This is a genomic window from Cytobacillus purgationiresistens (genome assembly GCF_030813235.1).
In the GTDB taxonomy this organism is placed as follows: Bacteria; Bacillota; Bacilli; order Bacillales; family Cytobacillaceae; genus Cytobacillus; species Cytobacillus purgationiresistens.
The window spans coordinates 100,685-127,152 of the sequence record NZ_JAUSUB010000011.1; the positions used below are offsets into that span (position 1 = coordinate 100,685).

General features: G+C 34.2%; 30 protein-coding genes and 4 pseudogenes. 16 read left to right on the forward strand and 18 right to left on the reverse strand.

The features are described from left to right. Positions 1-34 precede the first annotated feature (34 nt). The 4 genes from J2S17_RS13805 to J2S17_RS13815 form a co-directional block, all read right to left on the reverse strand. A complete protein-coding gene (locus tag J2S17_RS13805; protein ID WP_307475845.1) occupies positions 35-367 on the reverse strand; it encodes an SDR family oxidoreductase in 333 nt (110 codons plus the stop codon). Further along, positions 334-558: an SDR family NAD(P)-dependent oxidoreductase gene (locus tag J2S17_RS28875; RefSeq protein WP_370875025.1), complete on the reverse strand. Its 225-nt coding sequence runs from the start codon at positions 556-558 to the stop codon at positions 334-336. Before J2S17_RS28875 ends, J2S17_RS13805 begins: the two co-directional genes overlap by 34 nt. Positions 559-1,169: 611 nt before the next feature. Further along, on the reverse strand, positions 1,170-1,316 hold the full coding sequence (locus J2S17_RS13810; protein WP_307475780.1) for a hypothetical protein: 147 nt from the start codon (positions 1,314-1,316) through the stop codon (positions 1,170-1,172). A gap of 96 nt (positions 1,317-1,412) precedes the next feature. Further along, on the reverse strand, positions 1,413-1,604 hold the full coding sequence (locus tag J2S17_RS13815; protein ID WP_307475782.1) for a DUF4177 domain-containing protein: 192 nt from the start codon (positions 1,602-1,604) through the stop codon (positions 1,413-1,415). 510 nt (positions 1,605-2,114) lie between these two features. Between J2S17_RS13815 and J2S17_RS13820 the strand changes: the two are divergent. After that, positions 2,115-2,663, forward strand: a pseudogene (locus J2S17_RS13820) (N-acetylmuramoyl-L-alanine amidase family protein); the annotation flags it as partial. 453 nt (positions 2,664-3,116) lie between these two features. On the opposite strand, the gene J2S17_RS13825 reads toward J2S17_RS13820, so the two are convergent. After that, positions 3,117-3,686, reverse strand: a complete 570-nt coding sequence (locus J2S17_RS13825) for a DUF6944 family repetitive protein (protein ID WP_307475784.1) — start codon at positions 3,684-3,686, stop codon at positions 3,117-3,119. 756 nt (positions 3,687-4,442) lie between these two features. On the opposite strand from J2S17_RS13825, the gene J2S17_RS13830 reads away from it, so the two are divergent. Together J2S17_RS13830 and J2S17_RS13835 are read left to right on the forward strand one after the other, a co-directional pair. After that, complete coding sequence (locus J2S17_RS13830) at positions 4,443-4,835, forward strand: hypothetical protein (RefSeq protein WP_307475786.1); 393 nt, start codon at positions 4,443-4,445, stop codon at positions 4,833-4,835. Positions 4,836-4,857: 22 nt separating this feature from the next. Further along, positions 4,858-5,223: a CPBP family glutamic-type intramembrane protease gene (locus J2S17_RS13835; protein WP_307475847.1), complete on the forward strand. Its 366-nt coding sequence runs from the start codon at positions 4,858-4,860 to the stop codon at positions 5,221-5,223. Between the two features lie 50 nt (positions 5,224-5,273). Here J2S17_RS13835 and J2S17_RS13840 read toward each other — a convergent pair whose 3' ends face one another. Both J2S17_RS13840 and J2S17_RS13845 read right to left on the reverse strand, forming a co-directional pair. Then, on the reverse strand, positions 5,274-5,741 hold the full coding sequence (locus tag J2S17_RS13840) for a hypothetical protein (protein WP_307475788.1): 468 nt from the start codon (positions 5,739-5,741) through the stop codon (positions 5,274-5,276). Between the two features lie 391 nt (positions 5,742-6,132). Continuing rightward, on the reverse strand, positions 6,133-6,387 hold the full coding sequence (locus J2S17_RS13845) for a M15 family metallopeptidase domain-containing protein (protein WP_307475790.1): 255 nt from the start codon (positions 6,385-6,387) through the stop codon (positions 6,133-6,135). A gap of 269 nt (positions 6,388-6,656) precedes the next feature. On the opposite strand from J2S17_RS13845, the gene J2S17_RS13850 reads away from it, so the two are divergent. After that, the gene (locus J2S17_RS13850; RefSeq protein WP_307475792.1) at positions 6,657-7,217 is read left to right on the forward strand and encodes a hypothetical protein; all 561 of its coding nucleotides are present in this window, start codon (positions 6,657-6,659) and stop codon (positions 7,215-7,217) included. A 281-nt stretch (positions 7,218-7,498) separates the two neighbouring features. Here the strand turns inward: J2S17_RS13850 and J2S17_RS13855 are convergent, their stop codons facing one another. The 5 genes and pseudogenes from J2S17_RS13855 to J2S17_RS13875 all read right to left on the reverse strand — a co-directional run bounded on the left by J2S17_RS13855 (position 7,499) and on the right by J2S17_RS13875 (position 10,586). Beyond that, positions 7,499-8,143, reverse strand: a complete 645-nt coding sequence (locus J2S17_RS13855) for a hypothetical protein (RefSeq protein WP_307475794.1) — start codon at positions 8,141-8,143, stop codon at positions 7,499-7,501. Then, the gene (locus J2S17_RS13860; RefSeq protein ID WP_307475796.1) at positions 8,130-8,645 is read right to left on the reverse strand and encodes an RNA polymerase sigma factor; all 516 of its coding nucleotides are present in this window, start codon (positions 8,643-8,645) and stop codon (positions 8,130-8,132) included. The genes J2S17_RS13855 and J2S17_RS13860 overlap by 14 nt, the downstream gene beginning before the upstream one ends. A 420-nt stretch (positions 8,646-9,065) precedes the next feature. Continuing rightward, positions 9,066-9,578: pseudogene (locus J2S17_RS13865) on the reverse strand (DUF3231 family protein). 204 nt (positions 9,579-9,782) lie between these two features. Next, a complete protein-coding gene (locus J2S17_RS13870) occupies positions 9,783-10,256 on the reverse strand; it encodes a DUF2306 domain-containing protein (RefSeq protein ID WP_307475798.1) in 474 nt (157 codons plus the stop codon). Positions 10,257-10,412: 156 nt separating this feature from the next. After that, entirely contained in the window at positions 10,413-10,586 is a 174-nt protein-coding gene (locus J2S17_RS13875) for a YjfB family protein (RefSeq protein WP_307475800.1), read from the reverse strand. A gap of 564 nt (positions 10,587-11,150) precedes the next feature. Between J2S17_RS13875 and J2S17_RS13880 the strand changes: the two genes are divergently transcribed. From J2S17_RS13880 to J2S17_RS28880, 4 genes are all read left to right on the forward strand, one after another. Next, positions 11,151-11,906, forward strand: coding sequence for a hypothetical protein (locus tag J2S17_RS13880; protein ID WP_307475801.1), 756 nt, complete (start codon positions 11,151-11,153; stop codon positions 11,904-11,906). Between the two features lie 78 nt (positions 11,907-11,984). After that, a complete protein-coding gene (locus J2S17_RS13885; RefSeq protein WP_307475803.1) occupies positions 11,985-12,428 on the forward strand; it encodes a hypothetical protein in 444 nt (147 codons plus the stop codon). Between the two features lie 168 nt (positions 12,429-12,596). Then, on the forward strand, positions 12,597-13,598 hold the full coding sequence (locus tag J2S17_RS13890) for a Fic family protein (RefSeq protein WP_307475805.1): 1,002 nt from the start codon (positions 12,597-12,599) through the stop codon (positions 13,596-13,598). Positions 13,599-14,352: 754 nt separating this feature from the next. After that, a complete protein-coding gene (locus J2S17_RS28880) occupies positions 14,353-14,700 on the forward strand; it encodes a TnpV protein (RefSeq protein WP_370875023.1) in 348 nt (115 codons plus the stop codon). 298 nt (positions 14,701-14,998) lie between these two features. On the opposite strand, the pseudogene J2S17_RS28885 reads toward J2S17_RS28880, so the two are convergent. Beyond that, a pseudogene (locus tag J2S17_RS28885) lies at positions 14,999-15,524 on the reverse strand (transposase); the annotation flags it as partial. A 701-nt stretch (positions 15,525-16,225) separates the two neighbouring features. Here J2S17_RS28885 and speD point away from each other — a divergent pair. From speD to J2S17_RS13915, 3 genes are all read left to right on the forward strand, one after another. After that, a complete protein-coding gene (gene speD / locus J2S17_RS13905; protein ID WP_307475809.1) occupies positions 16,226-17,731 on the forward strand; it encodes an adenosylmethionine decarboxylase in 1,506 nt (501 codons plus the stop codon). A 154-nt stretch (positions 17,732-17,885) separates the two neighbouring features. Beyond that, positions 17,886-18,047, forward strand: a complete 162-nt coding sequence (locus J2S17_RS13910; RefSeq protein WP_307475810.1) for a hypothetical protein — start codon at positions 17,886-17,888, stop codon at positions 18,045-18,047. 351 nt (positions 18,048-18,398) lie between these two features. Next, positions 18,399-18,779 carry a PucR family transcriptional regulator ligand-binding domain-containing protein gene (locus tag J2S17_RS13915; protein ID WP_307475812.1) on the forward strand — a complete coding sequence of 127 codons (381 nt, stop codon included), beginning with the start codon at positions 18,399-18,401 and terminating at the stop codon, positions 18,777-18,779. A gap of 415 nt (positions 18,780-19,194) precedes the next feature. Here J2S17_RS13915 and J2S17_RS13920 read toward each other — a convergent pair whose 3' ends face one another. Further along, positions 19,195-19,956, reverse strand: a complete 762-nt coding sequence (locus J2S17_RS13920; protein WP_307475814.1) for an NAD-dependent epimerase/dehydratase family protein — start codon at positions 19,954-19,956, stop codon at positions 19,195-19,197. Positions 19,957-20,066: 110 nt separating this feature from the next. Between J2S17_RS13920 and J2S17_RS13925 the strand changes: the two genes are divergently transcribed. Both J2S17_RS13925 and J2S17_RS13930 read left to right on the forward strand, forming a co-directional pair. Continuing rightward, positions 20,067-20,963: a LysR family transcriptional regulator gene (locus J2S17_RS13925; protein WP_307475816.1), complete on the forward strand. Its 897-nt coding sequence runs from the start codon at positions 20,067-20,069 to the stop codon at positions 20,961-20,963. Positions 20,964-21,347: 384 nt separating this feature from the next. Beyond that, positions 21,348-21,809, forward strand: a complete 462-nt coding sequence (locus J2S17_RS13930; RefSeq protein ID WP_307475819.1) for a GNAT family N-acetyltransferase — start codon at positions 21,348-21,350, stop codon at positions 21,807-21,809. Positions 21,810-22,034: 225 nt separating this feature from the next. On the opposite strand, the gene J2S17_RS13935 is transcribed toward J2S17_RS13930, so the two are convergent. Further along, positions 22,035-22,274 (reverse strand): hypothetical protein, encoded by a 240-nt coding sequence (locus J2S17_RS13935; protein ID WP_307475820.1) that lies wholly within the window; start codon positions 22,272-22,274, stop codon positions 22,035-22,037. A 259-nt stretch (positions 22,275-22,533) separates the two neighbouring features. On the opposite strand from J2S17_RS13935, the gene J2S17_RS13940 reads away from it, so the two are divergent. Both J2S17_RS13940 and J2S17_RS13945 read left to right on the forward strand, forming a co-directional pair. Continuing rightward, on the forward strand, positions 22,534-22,815 hold the full coding sequence (locus tag J2S17_RS13940) for a YolD-like family protein (RefSeq protein ID WP_307475822.1): 282 nt from the start codon (positions 22,534-22,536) through the stop codon (positions 22,813-22,815). Positions 22,816-22,819: 4 nt separating this feature from the next. Continuing rightward, on the forward strand, positions 22,820-23,041 hold the full coding sequence (locus tag J2S17_RS13945; protein ID WP_307475824.1) for a YhjD family protein: 222 nt from the start codon (positions 22,820-22,822) through the stop codon (positions 23,039-23,041). Between the two features lie 147 nt (positions 23,042-23,188). Here J2S17_RS13945 and J2S17_RS13950 read toward each other — a convergent pair. Next, positions 23,189-24,618: pseudogene (locus J2S17_RS13950) on the reverse strand (IS4 family transposase). 152 nt (positions 24,619-24,770) lie between these two features. On the opposite strand from J2S17_RS13950, the gene J2S17_RS13955 reads away from it, so the two are divergent. Continuing rightward, positions 24,771-24,944, forward strand: a complete 174-nt coding sequence (locus tag J2S17_RS13955) for a hypothetical protein (protein ID WP_307475826.1) — start codon at positions 24,771-24,773, stop codon at positions 24,942-24,944. Between the two features lie 96 nt (positions 24,945-25,040). Here the strand turns inward: J2S17_RS13955 and J2S17_RS13960 are convergent, their stop codons facing one another. Both J2S17_RS13960 and J2S17_RS13965 read right to left on the reverse strand, forming a co-directional pair. Then, positions 25,041-25,649: a DUF998 domain-containing protein gene (locus J2S17_RS13960; protein WP_307475828.1), complete on the reverse strand. Its 609-nt coding sequence runs from the start codon at positions 25,647-25,649 to the stop codon at positions 25,041-25,043. A 266-nt stretch (positions 25,650-25,915) separates the two neighbouring features. After that, positions 25,916-26,368: a VOC family protein gene (locus J2S17_RS13965; RefSeq protein ID WP_026965279.1), complete on the reverse strand. Its 453-nt coding sequence runs from the start codon at positions 26,366-26,368 to the stop codon at positions 25,916-25,918. Between the last annotated feature and the right edge of the window lie 100 nt (positions 26,369-26,468).

A 26,468-nucleotide genomic window follows, 5' to 3' on the forward strand; every position in this document is an offset into this window, starting at 1 on the left:
TTGAAAACTATTCAATCAAGGCTTTTGATGATTACTATACGAAGAAGCCCCCGTCAATAACCAGCTCTGTTCCAGTTGTAAATCTAGATTCATCAGAGGCTAGATAAAGGGCGCAATAGGCAATTTCATCAGGCTCTCCTAATCGCCAAACTTGTTCTTGCGCAATTAGATCTTCCACATCCAGATTATCTTTGACTAAATTTGTACTAATAAAACCTGGGTGAATGCTGTTGATGCGGGTTTGGTCTTTAGCTACATGCAATGCAGCTGATTTTGTAAGGATTCGAACCGCGCCTTTGTTAGCTGAGTAAGGAGCAGAGAAAGGAGCCTCTATTAACCATGGATGGAAGACATATAGATGATTGATCCCAGGGAATTTGTATTCTTTATAGCGATGATTCTATGATTAATCCCTAAGAAAGTCCCATCTAAATTTACACTTAATACCTTCTTCCATTCATTGTAGCAAATGTCCTCAACACTTTTCGGAATAACTATTCCTGCACTATTGACAATGATATTTAACGCGCCTAATTCATCGATGGTTTTCTTGATAATACTTTCCTATTCTTCCTCACTTGTCACGTTATGTGGATAGAACGTGCAATACCTCCTGCATCTGTTATTTCCTTTAAAAGAGTTTGTCCACTCTTTTCATTTGAATCAGTTAAAATGACTTTAGCTCCTTCTTTTGCAAATATTTTTCCAATAGATGCCCCAGGCCTGAGCTACCTCCAGTAATAATTGCAACCTATTCTTCTAAACGTCTCATAATAACCCCACATTATTTAACTCGTTCGAAGGTGAGGGGCTTCCAACAAACAATCTTTGTGCTAAGGTTAGATTATTATTTAAAGTAAACCAACAACAAATTTCTTCTTACATTTATTACGATTCTCAGATGCATCGCCTAAACCTCAGTTTACATAAAGAACCTAATAAAAAGTTGAATAGATTAAAGCCATAATTGCCATAATGAAATCCGAAAAATATGTTCATGATTCATAAGTAGTTATAGTGTACTTTAATTTATTCTGATTTCAATAAAGACGTTGATTAAGGGCATAAGAGAGAGGAAGAGGACTGGATACTGTTAAAAGATAATCCAAATAATGTTGTGATGTGTATTCGTATATAAAAAGAAAATGCTCCCAAATGAGGAGCATTTCTTATTTTTTGTGATTTGCGCTTATTTGCAATAAAGGTTCATAGATGATTTTGCAGCAGCTTTCACATATCGACTTTTTATTAATCAATGTAATATTTTCATAACTAGTTAGTTCCTTGCATTCCTGACAAACGATAAATTCACTCATGATTAACCCTCCAGCTTTTTATACTAGTTTATGAGATTAAATCAATCATTATGAGTGAAGAATGTGTTGCCTTAGAATGAGGACGTATTAATCCATTTAATTGGCAGCTTTTCTTTCAAAGATTAATTCCATGCTTGATGCTTGTCCGCTAGCTGCAAAAGGAGGGGTTAATATTTGATGAAGTTTCCAACCTTGACGTGCGTGCTCATGGACAATTTCTTCGTAATCTTCCTTAGGATAACCGCTAAAACTTCCCAAAGGTATATCGACAAATTTATACTCGTACATCCTTACTCCCCCGTTCGTTTTGATAATATGCTTACGAACTGATAAGAGGGAAGGTTTCATTATTAACGAATGTATACAAATGAAAAAGTTTAAATAGCAGGTAGCCTCTGACGGGATTCGAACCCGAACTCACATACGTTAAGCATAGGCTAGGGGGAACACGCTTTCCTACGGGGTTTCACCGGCTAGGAATTTCACCTGCCTCAGCTCATTTGCTTTTCGGTGCTTCTGAAACCCTTGCCTTGCAACCCGGTTATACAATGTTTTCCGCCGACCTTTCCTTCTAGAGCTACAGAGGCGTTTGTAAAATCATATGTACTTTCTCTACAATATTCAAGATTTACTTATTTTGAATCTCATTTGTTAATACCACTGGGATGAAAAGGTCTAATGAATCAGGATTTCTGTTCATTTTGCTGAAAAAAGTACTAAAGATAAAAATAATAGTAGTTAAGCTGCCCACTCGGATGGCTCCTTTTTTCATAGATTATTAAGAAAGGAGAGATTTTTATGGTTAAAATTTTTATAGATCCAGGTCATGGCGGTACTGATACAGGTGCAACTGGAAATGGACTTCAGGAAAAGGCATTGACATTGCAAATCGCCACTAGGATCAGAAACATGCTTATGAGTGAATACAATAATGTATCTATATTAATGAGCCGGACAGAAGATCAGACAGTACCCCTTTCTGCGAGAACAACTGCTGCAAACAATTGGGGTGCTAACTTTTATCTATCCGTTCACATCAATGCCGGTGGTGGTACAGGCTATGAGGATTACACTTATGTTGGTACTGGGGCTCCAACCACGACATATCAAAACCTCATTCATGAAGAAGTGGTGAAATTAGCTGGTTTGAGCGATCGTGGCAAGAAACAGGCCGACTTTCATGTTCTTAGGGAGTCAGTAATGCCAGCTCTATTAACAGAAAATGGTTTTATTGATCATGCAGCTGACGCCAACAAGCTAAAGCAAGCGGCTGTTATTGAGAATATTGCCAAAGGTCATGTGAATGGTTTAGCAAGGGCATTTAATTTGATTAAGAAGACTCCATCTGCCCCAAATCCGCCAACGCCTTCACCTGGTGAAAATGAGGACAAGGGTACAAATAGCATTGTCGATTATCTTAAATCAATTGGCAAAGATTCTTCGTTTAACAGCCGGAAGGCACTAGCTAATCAGTATGGAATAAAGAACTATACGGGTACGGCAAAGCAAAATACCGACTTGCTGAATAAAATAAAAAATGGCTCCAAACCTGGTCCAAACCCAACAGGAGATATGAAAACGACAAGTGTCGTAGATTATTTAAAATCCATTAAACAAGACGCAAGCTTTGCCAATCGCAAAAAGCTAGCCGCTCAAAACGGAATAAATAATTATACAGGTACAGCTGCACAGAACACGCAGCTGTTGAAGAAATTACGTGGATGATAGACAAAAGCCCTTCACATGAGGGGCTTTTTCTTTAAGACTATAAAAATTGGTTAAGGGGCAGTTTCAAAAATACTATTCATTTATTCCTAATTGAATTTCCTGCGTTTCTTCCTTGATTTGTCCAATTAGGGATAATACTGAACCGATTGCCTGAATCCAGCTGCCAATGACGCCTATTCGTTGCCCGTCTTTTTTGTCATTCAGTTGTTCAGAACCGCCTTTTGCTTGTAGACTGTTGCCAATGCCTTGTAATAATCCACCAATTATATTAAATGAACGGCCAGAAGGAGTATGATCAAAGAACTCATCTGCAAGACCAACGAAGCTGCCGACTGCCTGAAAAGAATTGCCGGTAATAATCAATCTTTGGCTTGTTACTTGATTCACTTTTAAAAGAAGGCCAGATATCACTACCGTATTGCCAATGGCCTGGGTTTGGTCGCCAATCAGTTCAAGTGAGATTGAATTTTGCCCGTCAGCTGACAAACCGGCTCCAGTTGCCTGTAGAACATTACCTTGTAATCTTAAATTGAATTTAGTTTCATCACTTAAATGTTGAAAGGGTGTACTTCCTACGGCAGCCTCAATGGTCCCTATGACAGATAAGACAGATCCGACTACTTCTTTTAAGTGACTATTCATTTTACACCTCACGAACTTTTAATAATTATTGATATCGTATTCATTATGAATCAGATTGACTTTCTCATTCGTATAATGAATGCCCTTACTCACTGAAAAGGTTTAAAAAAGTGTAAAACGAATGACCGGATTAGATAAGAAAAAAACCTTCATGTAGGATACATGAGAGATTTACAAGTAGTGCAATTGATTTTATCTACTGTCGCAAATTTGATGCTTTTTAAATCATTCCTTGTAAGAGCTGCGAACGTGTTAAACCGATATCCGCAAAATGTATTGTTCTGGTCCTTTACAATGTGGATTACATCTGAATGTTTGCTTAGTACTGTCGGGTATACCATGTTAACCATCTCCATTAGTTAGTATAAGGCAAGTTGTGTGATTAATAGATATATGTATAGTTATTTGTTGTAGCTTATGAAATGATTAGGCTGTTATTGGAAAAATATCCAATACATATATTACCACATTCACGGATTCGGTTTAACTGGTATATATTTGCATTTAGAGGAATGTTTAAGTGAAATTAGTATTATGTATCGTTGTTCTTATTGATGATTTCGATTAAAGTTGCATCTAATAAAGCTGGTTCATTCTCTGCTATAGTGCGAGTAGGTTATAAGTGTGATACTACTAAAGATTAAATAAAAGGAGGAATGGTTTGAATAGAGTTTACCTCATAACTTATGATGTAGCAGAAGAGATAAGCTGAAGGAGGTTTAACGTGGGTGAAAAACTCGTTTAAACAAGCTCAACATGATAGCTAGAATCGTTGTTGTCTTAATTTTTGCCATCATCTTTTGGAGGATTGTAGGCATTCTCAATCATGTTTATATAGGAGAAGCATATAGTCGTACAATTCATTTTTTTATTGCTGTATTTCTTACATTATTAAATTTAATCCTCGTTGGTATAGCACTAAGAGTTGATAAAATAGAATGGAAGCAACTCGGGTTTTCTACGTTACGATCGAATCTCTTTTCTTTTTTTGTGGGGTTGGTTTCCTGGATTATCCTTGCATTGATTGGTATAGTGGTCTGCTTAAAACTTGGTTGGGTTGAAATAACTTTGCTATCAAGTTTAAATTACCTCATGCTGAGCATTTTAATACTATTTATTACCGTGTTTCTTATAGAAGCCCTGCCCTGAAGAGATTATTTTTAGGGGACTTATCTACCGGTACTTAAATGTATTATACCGGCATTGGATAACACTCCTTATACAGATGCTTTTATTCTTATTTGCTTACTTTATTGGATCTATTAACTCATATGAGCAGCTTCTTTTTATACCTGGCTTTGCATTGATATTAGGGTATTTTAGAGCGTTATCAGGAAATATTTGGGCATCTATTGGATTCCATGTTGCGATTATGACAGCCACACAAATTTTAAGCCCAATCCAACATCCTTTTGAGGTGAGTGGACTATTCACGCTCCAATTTTTCGCCTTTATTCAATTACCTAGTATCATCGGAGCAGTTTTGTTGGAGTTTATTTATCCAAAACTCAATTGGAAAAGAAAGACGTTAAATTAAGGTAAGTGTTTAAGACGTTATTCTAATATTAAAGCTTGCTATAGAAACCATTAATGAGTTTCTGGTGAATTTGGTTTTTCTAAAAATTTTTGAAACCCATAGTTCAAAAAAGAAAGAGCATAGTAAGTAAGAAACAGTCCAAATGAATTTAATTTTTTTAATTTATAATGGCCGATTCTTTGAAAAAGTGCATTTAAAGGGAAAGCAAACAGTAGGTCCATAACTAAATTAGTAAGTGCATATAATGAGAATTTTCCATATGTAAAATGAAAAATCCACAGGTTAATGGTAAAAAACGGTCCAAATATAAAAGCGAGATCATCAAATATAATGAATTTCGTTCCACCTTTTACTTTCCACCATTTAAAAATCAGGTTTAATAGGGTCTCTATTAACAAAATGCATGACGTAAATAATGTAACTGGTAAGTATCTTTTGAAGGATCGTTTTGGAAGGAAGAAAATGATCATTGCCCACAGAATGATTGCATTTCCGATTCTGAATATATTTACAGCCATAACCTTCACCCCTTTTTTTTCTTAGGATATGGAATGATAGGAATTTTATACGTATAAAAGACTCAGTTTCTCATACTATTAGGAAAAAAGGGTGTAACAAAGTGCAATGGGGTTATAGATTTGAGTATTTAATCTTATATCGTATATTAAATGTGGAATTGAATTAGAGTTTAGAATTTCAAAAAAGAGGAAGATGAGAAGCTGGTGTACTTTGACCACCCTTCTTTTAGCTATTCTGAGGAATGAAATCTATTAACTCCTTTTCAAGGTTAAATCGTCAAATCCTTGCAGATTCACTTGAATCAGCTACGCTTGGAGGTGCTACATATTTTGATGCTTCTTCAATTAAATAATTCAATTCATGATTTGTTGAACTTTCTTTCACTCTTTTCTATCGATCGCTCAAGAGCTGCTTCTTGGAGGCGAACGGTCTTAAACCTTCCTTAATATAAAAACCGTAGCCCTTTGGAAGCATGCTTTTGGCTAAAGAATGTTTCTCAGCTACTGAAAGACGAACAAAAGAGAAGTAATCCGTCCTGGTAGAAAGCGTCTGGTCTACAATTATGTCAGAATCAAAATAAATAAGGTCAACAAAGGGTTCTTTAGACGAAAGCACATTCATTCCATAAATCGATGGATCACTCATTAGAATTTTTTTAGTTCTTCCAAAGGATTCTCCCTTTAAAGATTAATTTCTCCTCATTTACATTTTTCCCTTCTTTAATATCAATACAATTGGAATAATCAACTGATCTAAAAAAAATATAAAACTTATCCATCGCTGCCAGTAAAGTACTCTGCCGCAATGGGGAAATCATTCATCCAACTCTTATAAAAATGAATGCCATATATCCTGTATTGAATGTTCATTTTGTGCACATTGTAAAACAGAGCATTCATTAGGAGGAAGATATCTTGGATAATAAAGATTATTGGCAACAAATACATTCAAAAGGCGATGAATTGAACTCATTGCTCACTAATTACTGGAATCAATACTCTGACTTTGGTACATGGCAGTTCTGGATGGTTTTGCTGTTACTAATAGCCCCTATCATTTTGCTCTATTTTACAGTAGATAGAAAAAGAATATTTGAGCTATTTTTCTTCGGTTATACAGTCAATATGCTTTGGACATTAAGTGATATAGCACTTGGAAGAAGTGGTTTATTTGTTCACAAATATTTTTTAATACCTTCATTACCAATTTCAACTAATATAACTGCTTCTGTTCTTCCGGTAGCATTCTTATGGTTATACCAATATTGTACTAGTAGGAAGAACAATTTTTACCTATATACTTTAATATTAAGTGCTGTATTTGCATTTGGGTTTGCTTCTCTTGAAAAATACTTGGGCTTAGTTGAATTTAGGAATGGAATGAATCAATTTCACCTATTTCTCTTTGATGTGGGTATAATATTTTTATCTTACTGGTTCACAAAGCTCATCTTAAAATTAAGAGTTGAGTCTTAAATCATCTTATTTAGAAGCTGAAACACTACATTCTTTGTATTAATAATGGGTGTAGTAATAATTGTTAAGGCAGTTATAGATGAAGCGTTGATTATCATACTTAACCGCCAATAGAAGACGAATTGGACTTTAATTCAGCAATCCATACTATGCAAAAACAAAAAATACAAAATACTTACATAATGGTATGAGCCCTTAGTATGTTCCCAGAAAAATACACCAGTTTCATGTTGTATAAGAAGGGAGAGTGCTCCTCGAATCAGGTAATAGAAAAGGAATGACTATTGTATTCTTATAGCATAAATTAGCCATTTCTTAGCCACTAGTTCGCAATCTAAAGTTATTTCCTTTTTTAAGTGCACGTCATAATAATTAATCCTTCTGTTGTTGTTTTGAATTTTCTCAACCCTAATATCTTCGGCATCGTTCAGGGCTCCCATAGAGAATTCAACAATCGTTCCTTCAATATCCTTTTCATAAACAACTTCTTTAGTATTATTTACTTCCCAAAACTCTTTTATTTCATTTAAGGCAGATCCACTATAATAATTTTCTAATAATAGATAGGCATCTTTTTGGTCCTTTATCCCGGATTTCTCGAAGTAATGGGGTATTAATAGAATTCTCGGTTTTTCAATAGCAACATTAATATCACTAAGGATTTTATCTTCTTTATACAAGGAAGCAGACTGATAATAAATCATCCCAAATAATGCACCAAATATGATAAGAAAGCAGGCTGCTAGTAAAACAATGTTGGATGTTTTAGTTATGGAATGCCATTTTTTATTCTGAGTTTTTGGATGGTTGATAGAGTCCTTTTCATAGTGCAATATACTATTTAGTATTTCTTCATTTTTATCAGGATCTACTTCGAATTTCGGAAAACCATTTTTGAAATTGAACTCTTTTTCAAATGGATTCATTTTTTATAACACTCCTTCCAAAATAGAAATCTTTTAATTTTTGTTTTGCTCGATGAAAAGTTAAATTTATGTTGTTTTCTTTATATCCAGTAACAATGGCGATTTCCTTCGTATTTAGCTCAAGTATGCCTTTCAGGATTACTATTTCTCTATACTTTGGTGAAAGTTTATTAATATATTGATAAAGCTCCAGTACCTCTTCATTATCGATAAGAGATTTTTCAACTGATAAGTGTGATTCTGTTTTATTGATATGCTTGAGGATATCTGTAAATCGTTTATTCCTTCTAGATTGATCTATTGCAATGTTTCTTGCTATTTGTATTAGCCAAGTCTTAGGATGTGACTTTCCTTGGAATCGATCTAAGCTGTGCATGGCTTTAATGAAGACCTCCTGGAGAATATCTTCTGCATCTGTATTATTTAAATAATATACAAGATAGTTGTACACATCATTGGCATATAGCGAATACCATTCTCTAATAATCTCCTTGTTTTCCATGGGATTTCTCCTTTTTATTAATTAGACGAATATGAATTAATTATCTTTCCATTTTTTTTGTATGGGAGTAATTAGGTATTATTTTACATCAATATCTATTAGGGCGATCAGTTAAATCGACGTTTGGTGGAAAAGATGTTTTGGTTTTCAGGGGACTTGGAAAGAGGTTTGATCGGTGGAAGGGTTCGATTTATCTTCTTTGTAAATATAGCTTTTGATGGATGGGATAATGAGGAATGTTAATGATTGTCGATAATTATAGAAGGAATAAGGTTAAGAAAAATGAGGGAAGAAGTTACAGAGGCAGAAGTTGAAGCTAGTAAGTTGTTTCGATGTAGACAAAAATGGATAAATGAAAGGATGACTCTTTTTTTGAAAACAAAAAAGCATAAAAGGCGCCTCAAGTGAGACTCCTTTTTATTATGATTCTGTTCCCTTATTGTGGTGTAACGGAGGAGGAACTAACCATCCTTATCCTTCTTAAGTTTTAACATTAGCACCGAACTGGGCTTTATTTGTATGGAACTGACCATACATCATTGCAACATCTTCTCTAATTGATTGACCAATGGCTTGGCTGCATGCAACTAATCCTGCTGCTGTACCCATAGAAATACCAGCGCTGATCTCTGGATCCGTGAATCTGACTCCTACTGGAATGTCATCTAAATTTGCATTAGGACGAGCAGGTGGAAGCCCAATTCCGTTAGTTTTCAGTAATTCTTCTAATTGTTGGTTTTCAGATTGTAATCCTTTGATTGCCACTTCAATTAGCTTTTTTAGATCTTCATCACCCGCGTGATTAATCAATGTTTGATATCCAGCAATTGTCCCATTGTTTGTTAAAGGTATGTGAATAAGCCATTATACTTCACCATAATGTAAAGGTTCATCTTTTGGGTTACTGCCTAATGAGGGGGATCTTGTAAAAATCCAAGAAGGTGAAAATTGGAATTGGACTCAGGACGTGAAATATTTTTCTAGTGGTTTTTGACTACATGATGAAACTTGTCTAGGTGCTGTAAATTCCTTTTGTGAGGTTATCGGCAACATATACGAAAATCAAGAGTTAATCAACTCTTGAATTATTAAGTTTCTCTAAGTAAGGAAAAAGATTATCTGAGAATAGACAGTCTTTCAAGTTGATAAAGTCTTTTTTGACTTAGTTATATATTTAGCTACTGTTTTTGTTATTAATGGACTACCAATAATAGTTGGTAAAAACCAAACTAACAAGGGTGGGAGATCTTGCAGAATAGGAATCTTAGATTGATTAACAACTAATACTGCAGTTATTACACCTATATAAGACCCAAGCATACCGACTATATGCGTGTATAACCACTTTTTCCATTTGAATTTCCGAGCTAGGTATCCAATTAAAGCCAAGCTGTAGGAGAATATTGCTATGTAAAACAAATAGGCGCTTTCATTCCAATTAATGATTGCCATTACAACAGAAGTGAAAAAAATTAAGAAATATGAAAAATGATAAATTTCGCCACTTATTGTATGTTTGCCCTTTCTTTTTTTGAAGAGTATAGCAAAAAAACCAGTAAGTAAACATATGGTACCGAACAGGATATGTGTAACTAATAGAATTTCACTCATCAAGAATAATCACCCTTTTTTTATATATTTTACCATAAATATAAGGGTGAAGAACTACTTAATAATAAATCATTAATTAGATTTTAAATAAACAAAAGAGTAAAGATGTTTCCATAAAAAAGAAAAAGCACTCTTAGTCGAATGCATTTTCAAATCTTAAGCTTTTAAGTCTATTGAATTACCTAAGGTCGGATGTGGAGTTTCTAACATTTTAATTAATTCAGCGCTATTTTGCTCTGTAGATTCCAAGACTTTTTTGGTCAAAGCAATGCTGACATTTTGGCTAAGTGAAGCTTGATTCATTGCAATTGATAATGCTGCGATATCCATAATATTCACCTCTGATTTATGTATCGGATTGTTTTTTGGAAATTAAATAAGCAAGCAGTTAATTAAGGAGGGAATTTTATCTTGAAGTTATTTGAAGTTACCATTTAGATGATTGTGATTTTGGCCATTATCTCGCCACAGGTAACTCGGTAGAAGAAGTAAAAGAGAGAGCGAAAACAAGGCTAGAGATACAGTCAAGTTCCTTAATGTATTTGGAGGTAATGGAATAACAGAGGTAGATGGTTATCCAATTAAGATTGAGTGTTGCTAACGAAACATATTGATAGTTCAGTTTAGCCGGGAGGATTATTTATGGCAAGTGGTTGTATCATGGGAGATTGCTATTTATGCGGGGAGCATGTATTCGAGGACGAGATTGTTTGGATGATTTAAAAAATAAACCACGCCATCGACGGTGTAAAACTAATAATATGCTTCGTGGAGGGGTCCAGCCGACAAAACGCGGAAATTATACGCTAAGCAAATTTCGACATGGAACACAACAAATTTTGTACGCTAAGGGATTACCGAAAACGTTCGTTTATGAAATATCCCCGTTCTTTCTTGAAATTTAGAGAAAAACAGTCTGATTTCATAACCAAAACTCATAACCAAAACATTAAGGACCGCAGATTGATTTCAATGAGTGGATTAAAACCAAAGACAGTTATGCAGATGATTCAGCATACGTATGTATCAAGAGGTTCGTACCCAACTGAAGGTGTTTTCTTAGGTGTAGACAATGATGTAGCCGGTCATAAATTTGTAGACAGGTTTAAAAATATGGTATTGGACACAAAAGACGGCCAACAAATCACTTTCCATAATTTGATTCCTAATGATTTGCAGATTCCTAAAAAACACATCCCACTTTATCAAGATGCGGCAATTAAATATAACGTCAATTGGAAAGATATTGTTGCTATTCATAAAGCAGAAACTAACTTAAGTGATACTAATGAAATTGCAAACAATTTTGGTTATGGAAAGTATTTTGGAAAGTCATTGGAAGTAAATGAGCAGCCAAAGCAAATTAATTTGTTATCAGCCATTGATAATTGCGCTAGGGGTCTTGCTGAACATTTTAAATCAGGAAGATTTAATCTCATGAAAACTTTAGATGCACCTGGAATTAATTCAATTGAAATTAACAAAATGCATAAAAAGGTCAAGGCTTATTCAGAAAAATATAATGATTTAGGCTTTCTTCCTACAAATGATATAACAAAAGATTGGAACGATAAATTGAAATTAGATAAAAACATGAGGGACAAGAAGATATCAAATAAAAAAGAGTTAGCTGCAGCTATTGTTAGATAATATTCTGCTTGAATTAATGGAGTAGTTCCTTATGGGACTACTCTTTTTTTGAAGATCACATTCAAAGGGGAGTTAAAAATGAAAACTTTTACAATGGTTTTAGATTACTACCATGATGATTTTGAAATCTCTATAGAAATGAATCACACTTATACAGCCGATGATGTTGATTCAGCAATTGATGTTGCAAGAGAGCTAGAGAAAATGAACTGTTTTTCATTTAAACCATATTACGATAAAGCTCAAGGTCTAATTGTTCTTAATAAAATCAATAATGAATGCTTTGACGATGTATTTGTTTCCAATTATATTTTTTATGATCAATCAAGGGGTGATTATCTTCATCACGATTTAGAAAATGGAACAACCCTCTATCCAGTAGTTAACCCTGTGTGTTTTGTTGAAATGAATATGGTTCAATTTATTAATTCTTTTGAAAGAAAAAATAAGGACATTTTATTGAGTAAAGACAAAATATACTTTGACAGCAGTAGTTTTGGTGTTAGGGAAGTCAATATATAAACACATAGAATAGCTCAAAAAATTTACTAAAGTTGGCCATATTAATTATTCAGTTTAGGAGGTGATGCCAAAATTTAATTTGCAATCAAAAAAATCTCGTTAAAAAGTATCATTAAAAATATAATAGGGTATATAATGATACTAATGAGTTTTTTTGAGGTGATGTAAATGCGATATTATACAACAAGTGAAGCACTAGAAATTCTTGAGGCTGAAGGTATTACAAGTAATATTCAAGTTCTTAGAAGATACCTAAACAAAAATAGTATTCCTGGCGCATTCCGTAAGTCCAAAAAAGAAGGATGGAGTATTCCTGAAGAGGGATTAAGGGAATTTATTGTAGGAAAAATTGGACAAGATCAAATGATAACTAAATTTATTGAAAGGAGTTTTATTATGAAAAGAGATGGTCTACCTCAAGAGTACTTGGAGGATGTTATGGTAAGGTTGGCTCACCATTCAAGTGCGATAGAAGGTAACACGATTAGTCTTCCAGATACAGTATCTATTCTTCTTTATAATACTGTCCCTAGTCAGGTCAATTTACGTGAGTTTTACGAGGTTGACAACCACCGTGAAGCTTTCGATTATCTGATTAACCAAATACAAAATGAGATGCCATTGACGTTAGATAGCATAAAAGATATACACGAATTGCTAACAAATAAGCTTCGGCATGATAGAGGAATGTTCAAACCATCTGATAATGCCATTAGAGGAGCAAATTTTAAAACGGCTTCGCCAGCTGAGACACCATACTTGATGAATCAGTGGGTAGGGAACGTGAACTATCAATTAGACCAAGCTACAAATAGAGAACAAATATTAAAAACCGTTGGAGATTTTCATATTCAATTCGAAAGAATTCATCCGTTTTCTGACGGAAATGGGAGAACTGGAAGAATAGTTCTAAATTATTCTTTAATGCAGAATGGGATTCCTCCATTGATTATCGAAGCTAAAGACAAGGCGACTTATATAAATATTCTGGCCAACCAAGATGTAGAAAAATTTGTAGAATTTGCAAATCCATTAATTGAGCAAGAAGACGAGAGAATAAAAATGTTTGCAAATAAAGAATTGGCCAAGAATCCCGACATAGATATTTTAATTCCTGTAAAAAATAAGCCTTCTAACAAGGTAAAAAAACGAGGAATTGAAAGAGAATAACCAAATAATGGAAGTGTATGAACAACAATGAGTGATCTTAATCTACAGACTTTATATAAAAATGTATTGAATCAAATCGTAAGCTCGGAGAAAGAATGGAAATACTTTTTATCATTTGGAGCTAGAATTCACAAATATCCATTTGACCAGGCTACATTTATATATGCTCAGAATCCTAACGTGACTATGTTGGCGACCAAACAGATATGAAATAAAGTAAAGCGAGGAATTATTCCACGTTCAAAGGCAATTTTGGTCACAAAATATCAAGGTGGGCAGCAAATAGTTGATTATCTCTTTGATGTAACTCAGACCAATGGGAAAGCTCTACAAAGGCCCGTATGGACGATTCAAGATGAGGAGCGAGAATTTATCCATAGTGCTCTATCTCATTCAGATTCTAGGGTTGAAACCTTAGAAGAAAGCATAGATGCATTGGCTAAACGTACAGCTGCAGGAATTTATTTAAATGTGGAAGATCATTGTGAAGATGCGTTTAATAATTTTATCGGTGTTGAAAAGGATAAAAGGTTTAAGGCATTTTATGAACTGGCGGTAAATAGTACGCAATTTGCCATTCGAGAAAAATGCGGTTTGGAACCGCTTCCTTCACAAGATTTATCCTATATAAAAGAAGTGAACGATTTATCTAAAATAAATATATTAGGTTATATAACAAATACAAGTACACAAGACGCAATGAGTGAAATTGCAAAATTGAAAAAACAATACAATTTGGAAAGGGATGTTAGCAATGATAAGTTACGAATTGAAAGAGGACGGAAACCTTTATCCGAACATACAATTGAGCAACAACGAACAAGCGCACCAGGAGTTAGGGAAGTACGGGAAACTAGCGATGTCATTTCTTCAAGAAAAGTATCCGATTCGGTTTCAGGAGTTACAAATGAACGGGACCTTAATGGACATGCTGCATCAAATGGACAGAGAAGCGAAAGACAGCATAATCAGTCTAATGCAAGAACTGGAGATGAAAAACCCAGGACCGAAGACAGAAGAACTCATGGAAGTAGCGCAATACAAGAATCTATGGTCATCTTTCATACGCATGAAGGTCGCATCTACATCCACTTTTGAATAGCTATTACGTACCCAAAATGTACGGAAAGCTTCTTCATACTTCTGGAGACGAGGGAGGTAATCAGTGCTCGCTTGTATATGAATCTTCTTCCAGGCTCGGAACGCCTTTTTCATCTCCTTTTTCTCGTCTGGGTTTTGAGCTTGTTTCACTTTTGCTTCTCTTTCGTGTAACTCTTCTTCTATGGAGTCGATGACTCGCTGTAAAGACTCACTAGAAATACGTTGTGTGCCAAATAGAGAATCTTCCTTTTGAAGATTTTCCTGGTCGAGTTTTATATGGTGATGGATCTTTTCTAACAGGGCTTCTATTTTCGCTTGAAGTTTTTCCTCGTAGCCTTGAATACTCTTCTTCCACACAAAAGAATACTTATTCGCATTCGCCTCCATTTTCGTTCCATCTAAGAAATACTGCTTTCCATCCACATATTCTTCTTCGATTAACAGTTTTGTCAGCTCTGTAAACAAGCGGTCCATCAATGGTTGAAGACGCTCAGACCGAAACCGATTAATCGTCCGAAAATCAGGGGATTGTCCAGCCGCTAACCACATCATCGGTAGGTTTTCTGTGAGGGCTTTTGCGATATCACGACAAGAAAACCATTTTTGAGTGTAGCCAAACAAGATAATCTTGGTCATCATTTTCGGGTGATAAGCAGGGCGTCCGCCTCCTCGATAAGCTTCGAAGAAGATATCGTCACTTAATCCATTCACCATATCGTTGACCACATGCACAATATGATTTTCTGGAATTAAATCCGAATAATCCATAGGAAGATAGAGTTGGTTCATGTTATAATCTTGGAAAGTAGCTTTTTGGTTACGCAAAGAAATCGCCTCTTTTTCTGTTTATTTATGTTTGTTGTGGTGACTACATTTTAAACGAAAAGGCGATTTTTTTGTGCACTTTTTTAGGGAAAAATGAAAACTCTTTAATCAGGACTTCATTTCGTGCATTAGATAGTAAAAGGAGCTGAACCTAAAAGGTGTCGTTTTCATGACCCTTTTGGGACAGCCCCATCTTTTAGATTGAAAAATAATTATAAATAGTTGGAATCCATAGCAAGAAATTGCAGTTGTGATAGAATAAGAAAAAACTATAAAAATAAAAAGAGAAGAGACTCATTCAGTCCTTCTCATTTTGAAAATAGTTTGCCCCCCCCCTCTTTTCTGAACTTTTGTTTAAGACAGTGTCCTAGATTTATATTTATGCAAATATTGCACTTTCAAGCGATGATTTAATAAAAACTTGCGAAATTTTTATATCTATTATATAGTCGAAGTACTATTTTATTAAAGGGTGAACTTTTTGTTAATTGTAGAATTCTAATCTGAATCAACATAATAGCTTAATTTTGTCGAACAAACCACCTGTCGAGGTGTTATTTGTTGTGCAAAAAAAAGCAAGATTAGAATTAGTTAGTTTCCAATAAACATTCGGCGCGACTAATTTTAGTCGCGCTATTTCTATTTGTTGATTTAGACAATTTTAATTTTTTACTTATTAAAATTGAGAGGACGAATCTACAATGCAAAAACAATTACAACAAATTGCAGCTGATATGCAGCTTGAAGAAAATTATCACACATTAGAAAAAGCTCTACTTGCTTTATATTTCCATAAAAATTGCACAACTAAATCTTTAGCTCATACGACAGACTTACCAATACCTATCGTTTCAGCAATGAAGAAAGAATTTGCTAAGCAAGGTTGGGGAAAACATAGCTTAACGAAAAAGGGCCAGCTTGCTATCTCGCAATATTTCCAACTCTCAGGTGCTGATGCTAAACTCTACCTTCAATTAACAACAGATGATGCATTTCGTACGGAATGGATTACAAAAAATATAAGCGAATTAAGCACTATTTATGACGCTAGACCCACAGCTGACGTGGCAATTGATCAAGCAAAATGTACAGTTGAGACAGCCTTAAAACGTGCATTGCTCGCACTAGACTATACTATGCTACTTAATAAGCGCATTTTGTGTTTAGGCGATGATGATTTTATCAGTATTTCATTAGCGTTTTTACTAAAGAAAATCGCTCCACATTCCACAACTAAAATTGTTGTGTTAGATATTGATAAGCGAATTTTATGTGCGATTAGCAAAATAGCTAAGGACTATGAGCTTCCGATTAAAACAAATTATTATAACGTTCAGGAGCCTTTTCCTAAAACATACGCCTATCAGTTTGATTGCGTATACACAGATACACCATATACCTTGATTGGCGCACAGCTTTTTTTATCACGTGCGATTAACGCACTAAAGCCAGAAGCAATGCGGCATGTGTTTTTTTCCTACGCTAAGCGTAGCTATCAAAAGCAGTGGCAACTACAGCAAAGCTTATATGCTATGGGCTTCGTTATTGACAGTATTAAATACGACATTAACACTTATGAAGGTGCACAGATTTTAGGTGCTAAAAGCCAATTATTCGTATTACAAACAACAGAGCAAATGACTTCCTTCATTCCTAATCTGCGTAAGTTTTCACGACCAATTTACACAGGAGAAATTGAGCGGAAATCCGTCATTTATCGGTGTATCCATTGTCAGCACGCACTTACAGTCGGCGCTGGCTATCAATACACCACGATTGCTCAACTTCAATCCAGTGGTTGCCCGAGTTGCAAAAATAAGAAGTTTTCACAGATTAAGAGAACGGTGCAAAAAACACAATTCCAGCATACATTAGGGCATCATATTTTATTAGAGTTGCACGATTGCGATGTAGCATTACTCAATGACGTGCAACAAATTAAAACGATTATGTGTCAAGCTGCCTATAAAGCAAAGGCGATGATTGTGACCAAACATTTCCATCATTATTCACCTTACGGGGTTAGCGGTGTAGTAATTATTCAAGAATCACATTTAACGATTCATACGTGGCCAGAGTACGGTTATGCTGCAATAGATGTTTTCACTTGTAGCAGTAAGATAGCCCTACAAGAGGCTGTTCAATATATTACTGAGCAATTTAATGCAGGAAATGTTACTCAGCATTACCTGCATCGAGGTAAATAGAAAAAATGGAGGGGGCTGTCCCATAAGTCCTTGGAAGAGAAAAACAAGTTGTTTTTCTTTCCTGTTTTTTGTATTTTTACTTGATTTAATCTAATGTAAGTCGCTGGTTGAGCTACAAAAACCATTCCCTTATGAGAATGAATTACAAGATTTAATGAAGAAGCAAAATGAATTGAATTTAAAAATGGAATTTGAACAAAAAGTTAAGAACCAAGAGTCAAAGCTAAATAAAGAAAGCGATGAATCAGAGAAGGTAATTATTAAGATACCTGATGGAAGTAAAAAGAAGGGTAATCATTTATCCGTTGAAAGATAAAAAAATGGCCAAGTGTGATTACTTGGCCATTTTTTTAACCGATATTATGATCATGTATCTTTAAAACAAAGTTTAACCGTTTGTAAGAAAGTTGTACCGTTTATAAAAAAGATGAACTGTTTTTTAGATCTTAGAATGATAATTTATAAAAGTTTGATCAAAAATCCTGTTATATGCAGGTTTTTTCCTTATTCAGCAATCGGGCCAGATTGTGGAGTAACATTATAAAATATATAGTTAAAAATTGTGAAGAAATGTACTTGAAACTAAAGGGAAGATTAGTTCAAGATGTTTAAATAAATAATTTGCTTTATAATCAGATTATCTATATTTTCAAGAAAGATGATTTCTATGATAACCGTACAGGACTTATTTCAACTTTCCGTTTTAAAGAACTTTTCTGTTGCAGCAGGATACAATGGCTTACATAAAAAAATAGTAAATGTAGGAATTTTGGATTATGAATTTTTTGACGGTGTTCAGCTAATGAGGGAAGAAACTTTCGATCCTCATAGCCTTGTACTTAGCAGCTTATTATTTGCGAACAAAAAACCGGAAATATTAATCGAGATAATTGAGGAGCTCATTAAGTTTAATGTGAGTGCCTTAGCCTATAAGGCAGTTATTTTCAAAGATTTACCTGATGCGACTTTTTCCGTTGATTTTTCTTTTAATCCGATCATGATTGTAATAGCAGATATAATCTGCTATTGGTTTTTAAATTCTACATAGTTTTTAAATCGTCTACAGGAATTCTGATTTCATAATACCCAAAAATATTTCTATCATGGCATTTGTACTAAAATAAAAAGTTTCATAAAAATAGTTAATTTCGAGTCGGAGAGGAAAAGGTCGAATTCAGGGGTTATTGAAAACTCTGAATAGACCTTTTTCGGAAATAAGATGAAAATCAATCATAGTTGTTCCAATAGATTATTATTTACATGATTTTCTGAAAAATATAATTAGATAGATATTTCTTCATTTTATTTACTTAGCAGCGATGAGAGCTTTAATAATTTCGTTCCAATAGTCTTTAAAAGTTTTTCCCCTTTTAGTTGAATGAATAATTTTTTTCTTTCTGGCTTCTTTTGATAGGATCTTCACAGAAATAATTCCCCTTTTAAATATACTTTGAATGCAATATCTAACGATCAAAAAAATGAATTCCGCACAATTTAAATGCATCCGAATTCGGAGTATACCCTACTAACCTTTTTGTTTCTTCAATATTTAAACGTTTAAAACGATTCTCAGATATACCATGTAAGATTGAGAAGAATGGTAGGTTTTTTGCAGTAATCGTTTTAAGGAGAAGATCAATAAAATCCTCTGGACTTATATATGCACTCATATCTCGAGCTGAAAGTGGCAGACCCTCTGGCTTGTAATCATCATAAGCACCAATACGAATAACGATACTTTGTAACTGTTTCTCATAAGCGAAGTATGATGCTAGTGCTTCCACAAAACATTTACTAACCCCATACATATTCTTTGGTCTAACAGGTGAAGAATCGGTAACTTGAAAGTCTAACGGATATCCTTCAACTGTTTGTGCACTAGAAGCAGCTATGACTTTAGTTACCCCGTTATCTGATGCAGCTTTAAAAATATTGTATGAACCTTTAATAGTATTCTCTAATAAAGAACTATAAAAATCTGCATTTGGAGAAGGATCTCCTGCTAAATGAATAACAATATCAATGTTTTTACATGCATTCTGACATTCTTCTAAACTGGATACATCTAGATAAATCACTTCATGATTTGACGACCCCTTAAATTTTTCTAACGGCAATAAATTAATATCTGCCAATTTTAATTGATAGCTTGTTTTCTTCATTAAAGTATTGGCTACGTGTTGACCAATCTTTCCTGCAGCTCCTGTAATTAAAATTTTCTTCATCACAATTACAACTCCTTTTTTATTTAAACTTGATTATAGGTACATATTTGTCATTAGTACAGCGAATAATTATAATGAAGTACATGAAATAAATTCTTGGGGTGTCAACGATGAGTTTAGTTAAGTATGAAATTTTTAGTAAAGCAGCAGAGGTAAATAGCTTCACAAAAACCGCAGAAAAATTAGGATTAACGCAATCTGCTGTAAGCCATGCCATTACTAGCTTAGAAAAAGAGTTTAACTTTCCTTTATTTATTCGGAATAACTCTGCAATTAAGCTAACTCAGAATGGTATGAATTTATTAGTCACGATTCGAGAAATATTATATTATAACGATATATTAAAACAGGATGTAAACGCTATAAACGGCTTGAATAAAGGAACAGTAAAGGTAGGGGTATTTAGTAGTATTTCTACAAAATGGATTCCTTTTATTATGAAGGAAATGGAGAAGAAATATCCTAATATAGAAATTAAACTAATAGAAGGGAATTATGCTGAGATAGAAAAATGGTTATTAGATAATGAGGTTGATTGTGGTTTTATTAATAATAGTACTTCCTCATTACGTTCATTTGACATTGTAAAGTTAAAGACTGAGCCACTTTTATGTGTAGTATCAGAGCAATCACCTTTACACAACAACAAACATTTATCGGTTGAAGACATAGAAACTACTCCTTTCATTATGCCAACTTATCAATGCTTTGACGATATACAATTATTTTTTAAAGAAAACAACATTAAGCCTAATATTCGATTCGAAAATATGAATGAAAATTCTATTTTTTCTATGGTTGAAAATAATTTAGGTATAAGTATTTTACCCGAAATGATTATCCCTAAAGGATTAAATTCCATCAAGGTTATCCCACTTGAATTAGAGCAAACACGAACGATTGGATTAGCAATCAGAACGCCAATTTCACCTGCAGTAAAAAAATTCTCTGAGGTTACTGAGAATTGGGTAAAAAAACTGAGCTATAGTAGTTATCGAGCCATTTAGTACCGTCAGCGACATTTACTTATGGTTAGGAGATGGGAACGGTAGTGGACAGATACTTACCATAAGTTAATGCTGCCGCCCAGAAAAATCCTTTTATTTTTTCTTATAGAGTCAATTTCGTTACTTAAATGTAGCAATAAGTGATATTTGTGGTTTTAAAATAAAGTTTGATAATTTAAAACAAAGTCTGATCATTTATAAAAAAGATTGATAAGAAATCCTATTAGCTTTAAGAATTAATAGGATTTCTTATTTCACTAACGGAGCAGATTAGCTCATTAAATATCAGATTCCGAATAGCTAATTTAATATTTTAAAACATGTTATAATGTAGTCCAAGAGTATATTGCTTATCTAGTTTTAAAAGTTCTTTGGAGGAATAATATGAAAATAAAGTTAGCTACGCTAGATGAAGTTAATCAAATAGAAATTTTATATCAAGAACTTTTTTTAAAAATGTCAAACTTTCAGCCGAAATATATAAAGCCTGCTAAGCAGGATGTAGAGTTTATCAGGAAGACAATCAATGAGAAGGATTCGGATATTTTAATAGCTGAAATCGATAACTGTACAGTAGGTTTTTTACTTATTCAAGAACTAATCACACCATCCTATACGTGTTTGGTTGAACATAAATACGCTTTTATTACTGATATAATTGTTGGAACCAAATATCAAAATCAAGGAATTGGTTCCGCTTTGTTATTAGAAGCAAAAAAATGGGCTAAAAATCGAAATTTAGATTACTTAGAGTTAAATGTACTGTCTGAAAATATTGGCGCTATTACTTTATATGAAAAGCAAGGATTCAAAGATGTAAGCCATACAATGCGCTATGAATTTTAATAGAAAAGACATAAGGAGCATTAATGTGTTGAGAAACTATTTATTACAGGTGCGTTAGTACAATAAGGAGTATTAAAATAATCAAACTTTTTTATAAAAAACTCGTACCTAGCTATAAAAGAAACTCCATTTTGATCAATCTTTTTTCAAAATGGAGTTTTCTATTTGTTGTTAAATAAAGGTTGAAGAGAACTTTTTAATCAATCTTTATTCTAAAGCTACAGATCAATTATTTTCCACGATTTTTATGTTTCCCTTTTCTATTTCAACTACATAGTTTTTCCCGTCATAATAAACTTTTCTTAAATTATTATTTTTCGAACCACTAAATAACCCACCTTGATTCATTTCTTCAACTATTACTTTGTCAGGTGTTGTATCTAATGTTATGGAAATGTTATTTAAAATTTCTTTTTCTGTTTTATCACTATGATATAGAGAGAATAGCCCTATACGGGGTCTCACCAACATTTAGCGAAAAACATACGCTAAGCAAAATTCGACAAGCAAATTACGTTTTTTTATACGCTAAGACATTAAGGATGTTCACAAACTTGATATTCTAATAGTTGTTGAACCTTGATTGTTTAATGGGTTATTGGACACTTTTAAAGGTAAGAAACATTTATAAATCCCTTACCCAAAAGGTGTTGAGTAACTCTTGGTTTTTAAAACAAATCATTAGCGTATGTTTTCAGCGTTTTGCTGGCAGCCTGCATTTTTCATGACGGAACAAAAAACTATACTCAATAACTTTTACAGTGAGGATAAAAAACAAGAAAAACCTATGATTGATGAACATGCACAAGAGCAAATGGGTATACTCATAATGGATTCACTTTACTATACACTGCCGGTAATTATCACCATTTGGAGAAGTGGCCAGTTCTATAAAATTACTGGCATCGTTAATAAAGTTGACTATCTAATGAAATACATAATTTTTGAAAGCGACTCAAATAATCGCATTAATATTGGTGATATAACCAATGTAGAAAGAGATTAATAACATGACCAGGATTCCTGAAATTGATCGAGATATTATAGAGCAAGCAATGTATTTACCTATGGTTGTTGTCATATTAGAACGTGATAGGCAGGTAATCGAAAAAGCACATTTAAAATTAAACAAGCCTTATCTCAATTTAATGGAAGAGACCATTAAAGCTGTAAGACATGATTTTGTCTTAGCGTATAAAAAAAACGTAATTTTCATGTCGAATTTTGCTTAGCGTATGTTTTTCGCTAAATGTTGGTGAGACCCCATGCCCATCAAGCTAACAACATATATAATAGATAAAAATGCACCTTGCTCCAAAATTACCAAGTGGTGGAAAAGTCGGCATGACAAAGAAGCCCTTTAAAAAGCGACTTTTTTGCTAGGAAGCTTGTCTACTATCCTTCACCGTCGTTTCATACACAACCCCAAGAATATCGAAGACAGTCATCTTCTTATACCGATGACATTTACGACCGTTCTTTTTGAGCACCTGATAAAGACGATGCAGAATTTTCAAAAGTCCTCCTGTGCCAACGGCCATCGCTTGAAACAGTAACGGAAAGTAATCTTTAATCATATAAATCGCCTTGTATTCACTTAACTCCTGCTTTTTCTTTTCAAGCAGTAGCTGTCGCATTTGAAACATGGTAGAAGAACAGAGGAGAATGCCGATAAGTTGGCCATATAAATGGCACTCAAGGCGTTATCTTTTGATTGTTTTGCATTCATCAATTTCAAAGAATGACTTCCATGTTTTAAATAAAATCTCAATCTGCCAACGCAGGGAATAGAGGGAATGGACATAATCAGTGGGGACTTCTTCTTTCGATGTGTTCGTAATATAAACGTTCATGCCCATCAATTGCTTACTTTTCTCCTTCATGACAATACCTTTCTTCTTTTCTCGTATGGCTTGGTTTTTTAGGCGGGTTTGCGTTTGATTTTCGGTTAATCGATGGATGGTGACACGTGCTGGGAGCTTTTGATTTTGTCCAATATATGCATCTGGTATTTCCAAATTTTTACCAGGGTTTAGACTAGACATTATTTGCTTCATATCAACTTGGATGTATTCGGTTTGTTTTTTAAAAGTACCATTATTGAAGAATTCTGGGTGGGGATTCATGATATAAATACGTGTATTTAACTTCAAGCGAGAGATAAAATAAGCCTTCCTATCATGAATAGCTTGTAAATCTTTTAAATCAAAGTAACCAAGATCACGTAAACATAGATCATTTTTCTTTACAGTTTCAAGGCAGGTAGTACCATATGTTTTATCATTGTTCTTTCCTGGTCCTAGCTGTACGTTTAAAAATTGGCCACTTAGTAAATCGTATTCCAGTTGGATTTTAACTCCCGCAGTATTACTGCTCCCCCCAGAACCTTGAAAATTTGTAGCAAAGGCATCAGGTAGCTGAAATACAGTTGCATCTAAAATCCGAATACGTTTGAAAGCAGAAATCATGTCTGAAGAAATGGATCGATTGAAACAGAGTTTTTGTGCTAAGAGTGAAGTAAAAACTTCTCTGAGGAATGCCACAGCTGCTGGATTAAAGCGTTGATTGAGCCCCTCTTGGCTCATGAGTACACCTGTCGAAGCCTTCAAACGACTACATAGTTGCGTAAGTGATGTACTAGCGACTTCTTGGCTGAGCCAAACACAACGATCAGTTCATCTGCTTGATACTTACTAGATCGCTGTACAAAACCAACCTTTTTGGCTATTTCTTTAAGAACGATTGGAGATAGAAAGCGTTGTATTTCTTGTGCAAAAAGTGTCAGTTCACTAGAGATGATAGGATTCATAAAAAAACGCTATGCTTATCGTAAACTTCTTACGATAAGCATAGCGTTTTTTTTATTATTTGGAGCTATTGTTTTTACTTAGCTTGATGGGCATGTGGTGAGACCCCTTATATGATGAAGAAGTAAATGGATTTTTTGAAGGTGAAGAAGGTTTGAATGAAACAATGATGATAAACGTTGACGATTTGCCAGTAGAGGAAGAAAAAATGACGCAATTAGATATGAGCAAATTTGGTAATGAATTGTTTGTCCCTAGATCATTTGCATGGGTGATTAATAAAGAAAACATAAAAGGAGTTTGTATCATGGCTTCTACAGAATTTTAATTAACAAAAGGTAGGGGGAGTTAATTCGAAGTGGGATGAAATTACGGTTGAGTAGGAGGGGGTATCCGGACTCTATATGGAGTCCAGATGTACACATCATTTTATTAATTTGTAGGTTGATACAGTACCCCAAATAAACAGTACTAAATAAAAAAGTCTCTGTAATAGACCTGAAGGCAAGGGGAAAAGGAAAACAAGTGAGATAAGGAGTGCTATTAATATCAAGCTTAGTAAACAGAAATATGTCCATTTTCTAGCTGCCTTAAGATTTCTAGAGAAAATAAATAGTCCAGGAAACACAGTAAGCATACCTATCCAAACTAGAATAGAATGCCCAAATAGGTTTACATCTGCAGGAATTAATCCTGAAACTATAGTGGAGATTCCTATTAAGAGTATAAAAAGTGTTGCCATTTTATTAAATTTTGTTTTTTCTAGGTGTTGTGAAATGTAGAGCACTCCAACACAAAATGTTAATCCATTGATAATAAAGAGTATATTCATCCAAAAGTGATTAGGGGAGCATATTTCATAAGGTGCTATTTCATAGGTGAATTTCCCGCAGGTTGTTACACCGAGATCACTCATTGCATGGTGTAAATAGTTATAAGGTGCTGTAGAAGTAAGAATAAAGAATGGTTCAATTAGAAAGTATAGGCAAGTTGCAATCCAGCTTAATAAACCAATTCTATTTGAAATATACATTAGACTCCTCCCTTGAAAAAGTATATTTACATTATATATCCATAATTTGTTAAGGGAAAAGGTCTAGTTATGTATTATAGATTGAGACTTGAGACTGATTGATACCCTTTTTACCATGTTATGGTTAATAACTCTGATCCCTATCCGATATATCATTTGGGGTGAGGTAAAAACTTCTTCGAGTTACATTCACACTGCTTTTCTGTTTCATTTTTTACTTCAGTAATGTATATTTCAGTAAAGGCTTTTTAAAAAACGTCACTTACTTATTTGTTACCGAGTTGTTCCGCCAAACCGATTAAAAGTCCTTCGGTTCCACGAATGTAGCAGAGCCGATACGAGTCCTCGTACTGAACCACTTCGCCAACGAGCTGAGCACCATACTTAGTGAGTCTGGATACCATTTCGTCAATGTCTTCAACGGTGAACATGACGCGTAGATAACCGAGGGCGTTTACAGGAGCAGTCCGGTGATCTGATATAGTAGGTGGGGTGAGAAATCGCGAAAGTTCAAGTCGGCTGTGGCCATCTGGGGTAACCATCATAGCAATCTCTACGCACTGAGAACCCAATCCGGTTACGCGACCAGCCCATTCACCTTCGACAGTGGCTCGCCCTTCGAGGTTCAAGCCAATCTCCTCGAAGAAAGAGATTGCGTCATCAAGGGATTCTACAACGATGCCGACATTGTCCATTCTTAGTAATTTGTTTTTTGCCATAGTTTTATCTCCTTATATGTAAAAATTTATTATTTGATCATCTTCATAATTATTCTATTAAAATGTTGCAAATTCCAAAAAAACACCTTGTCACAGTTCA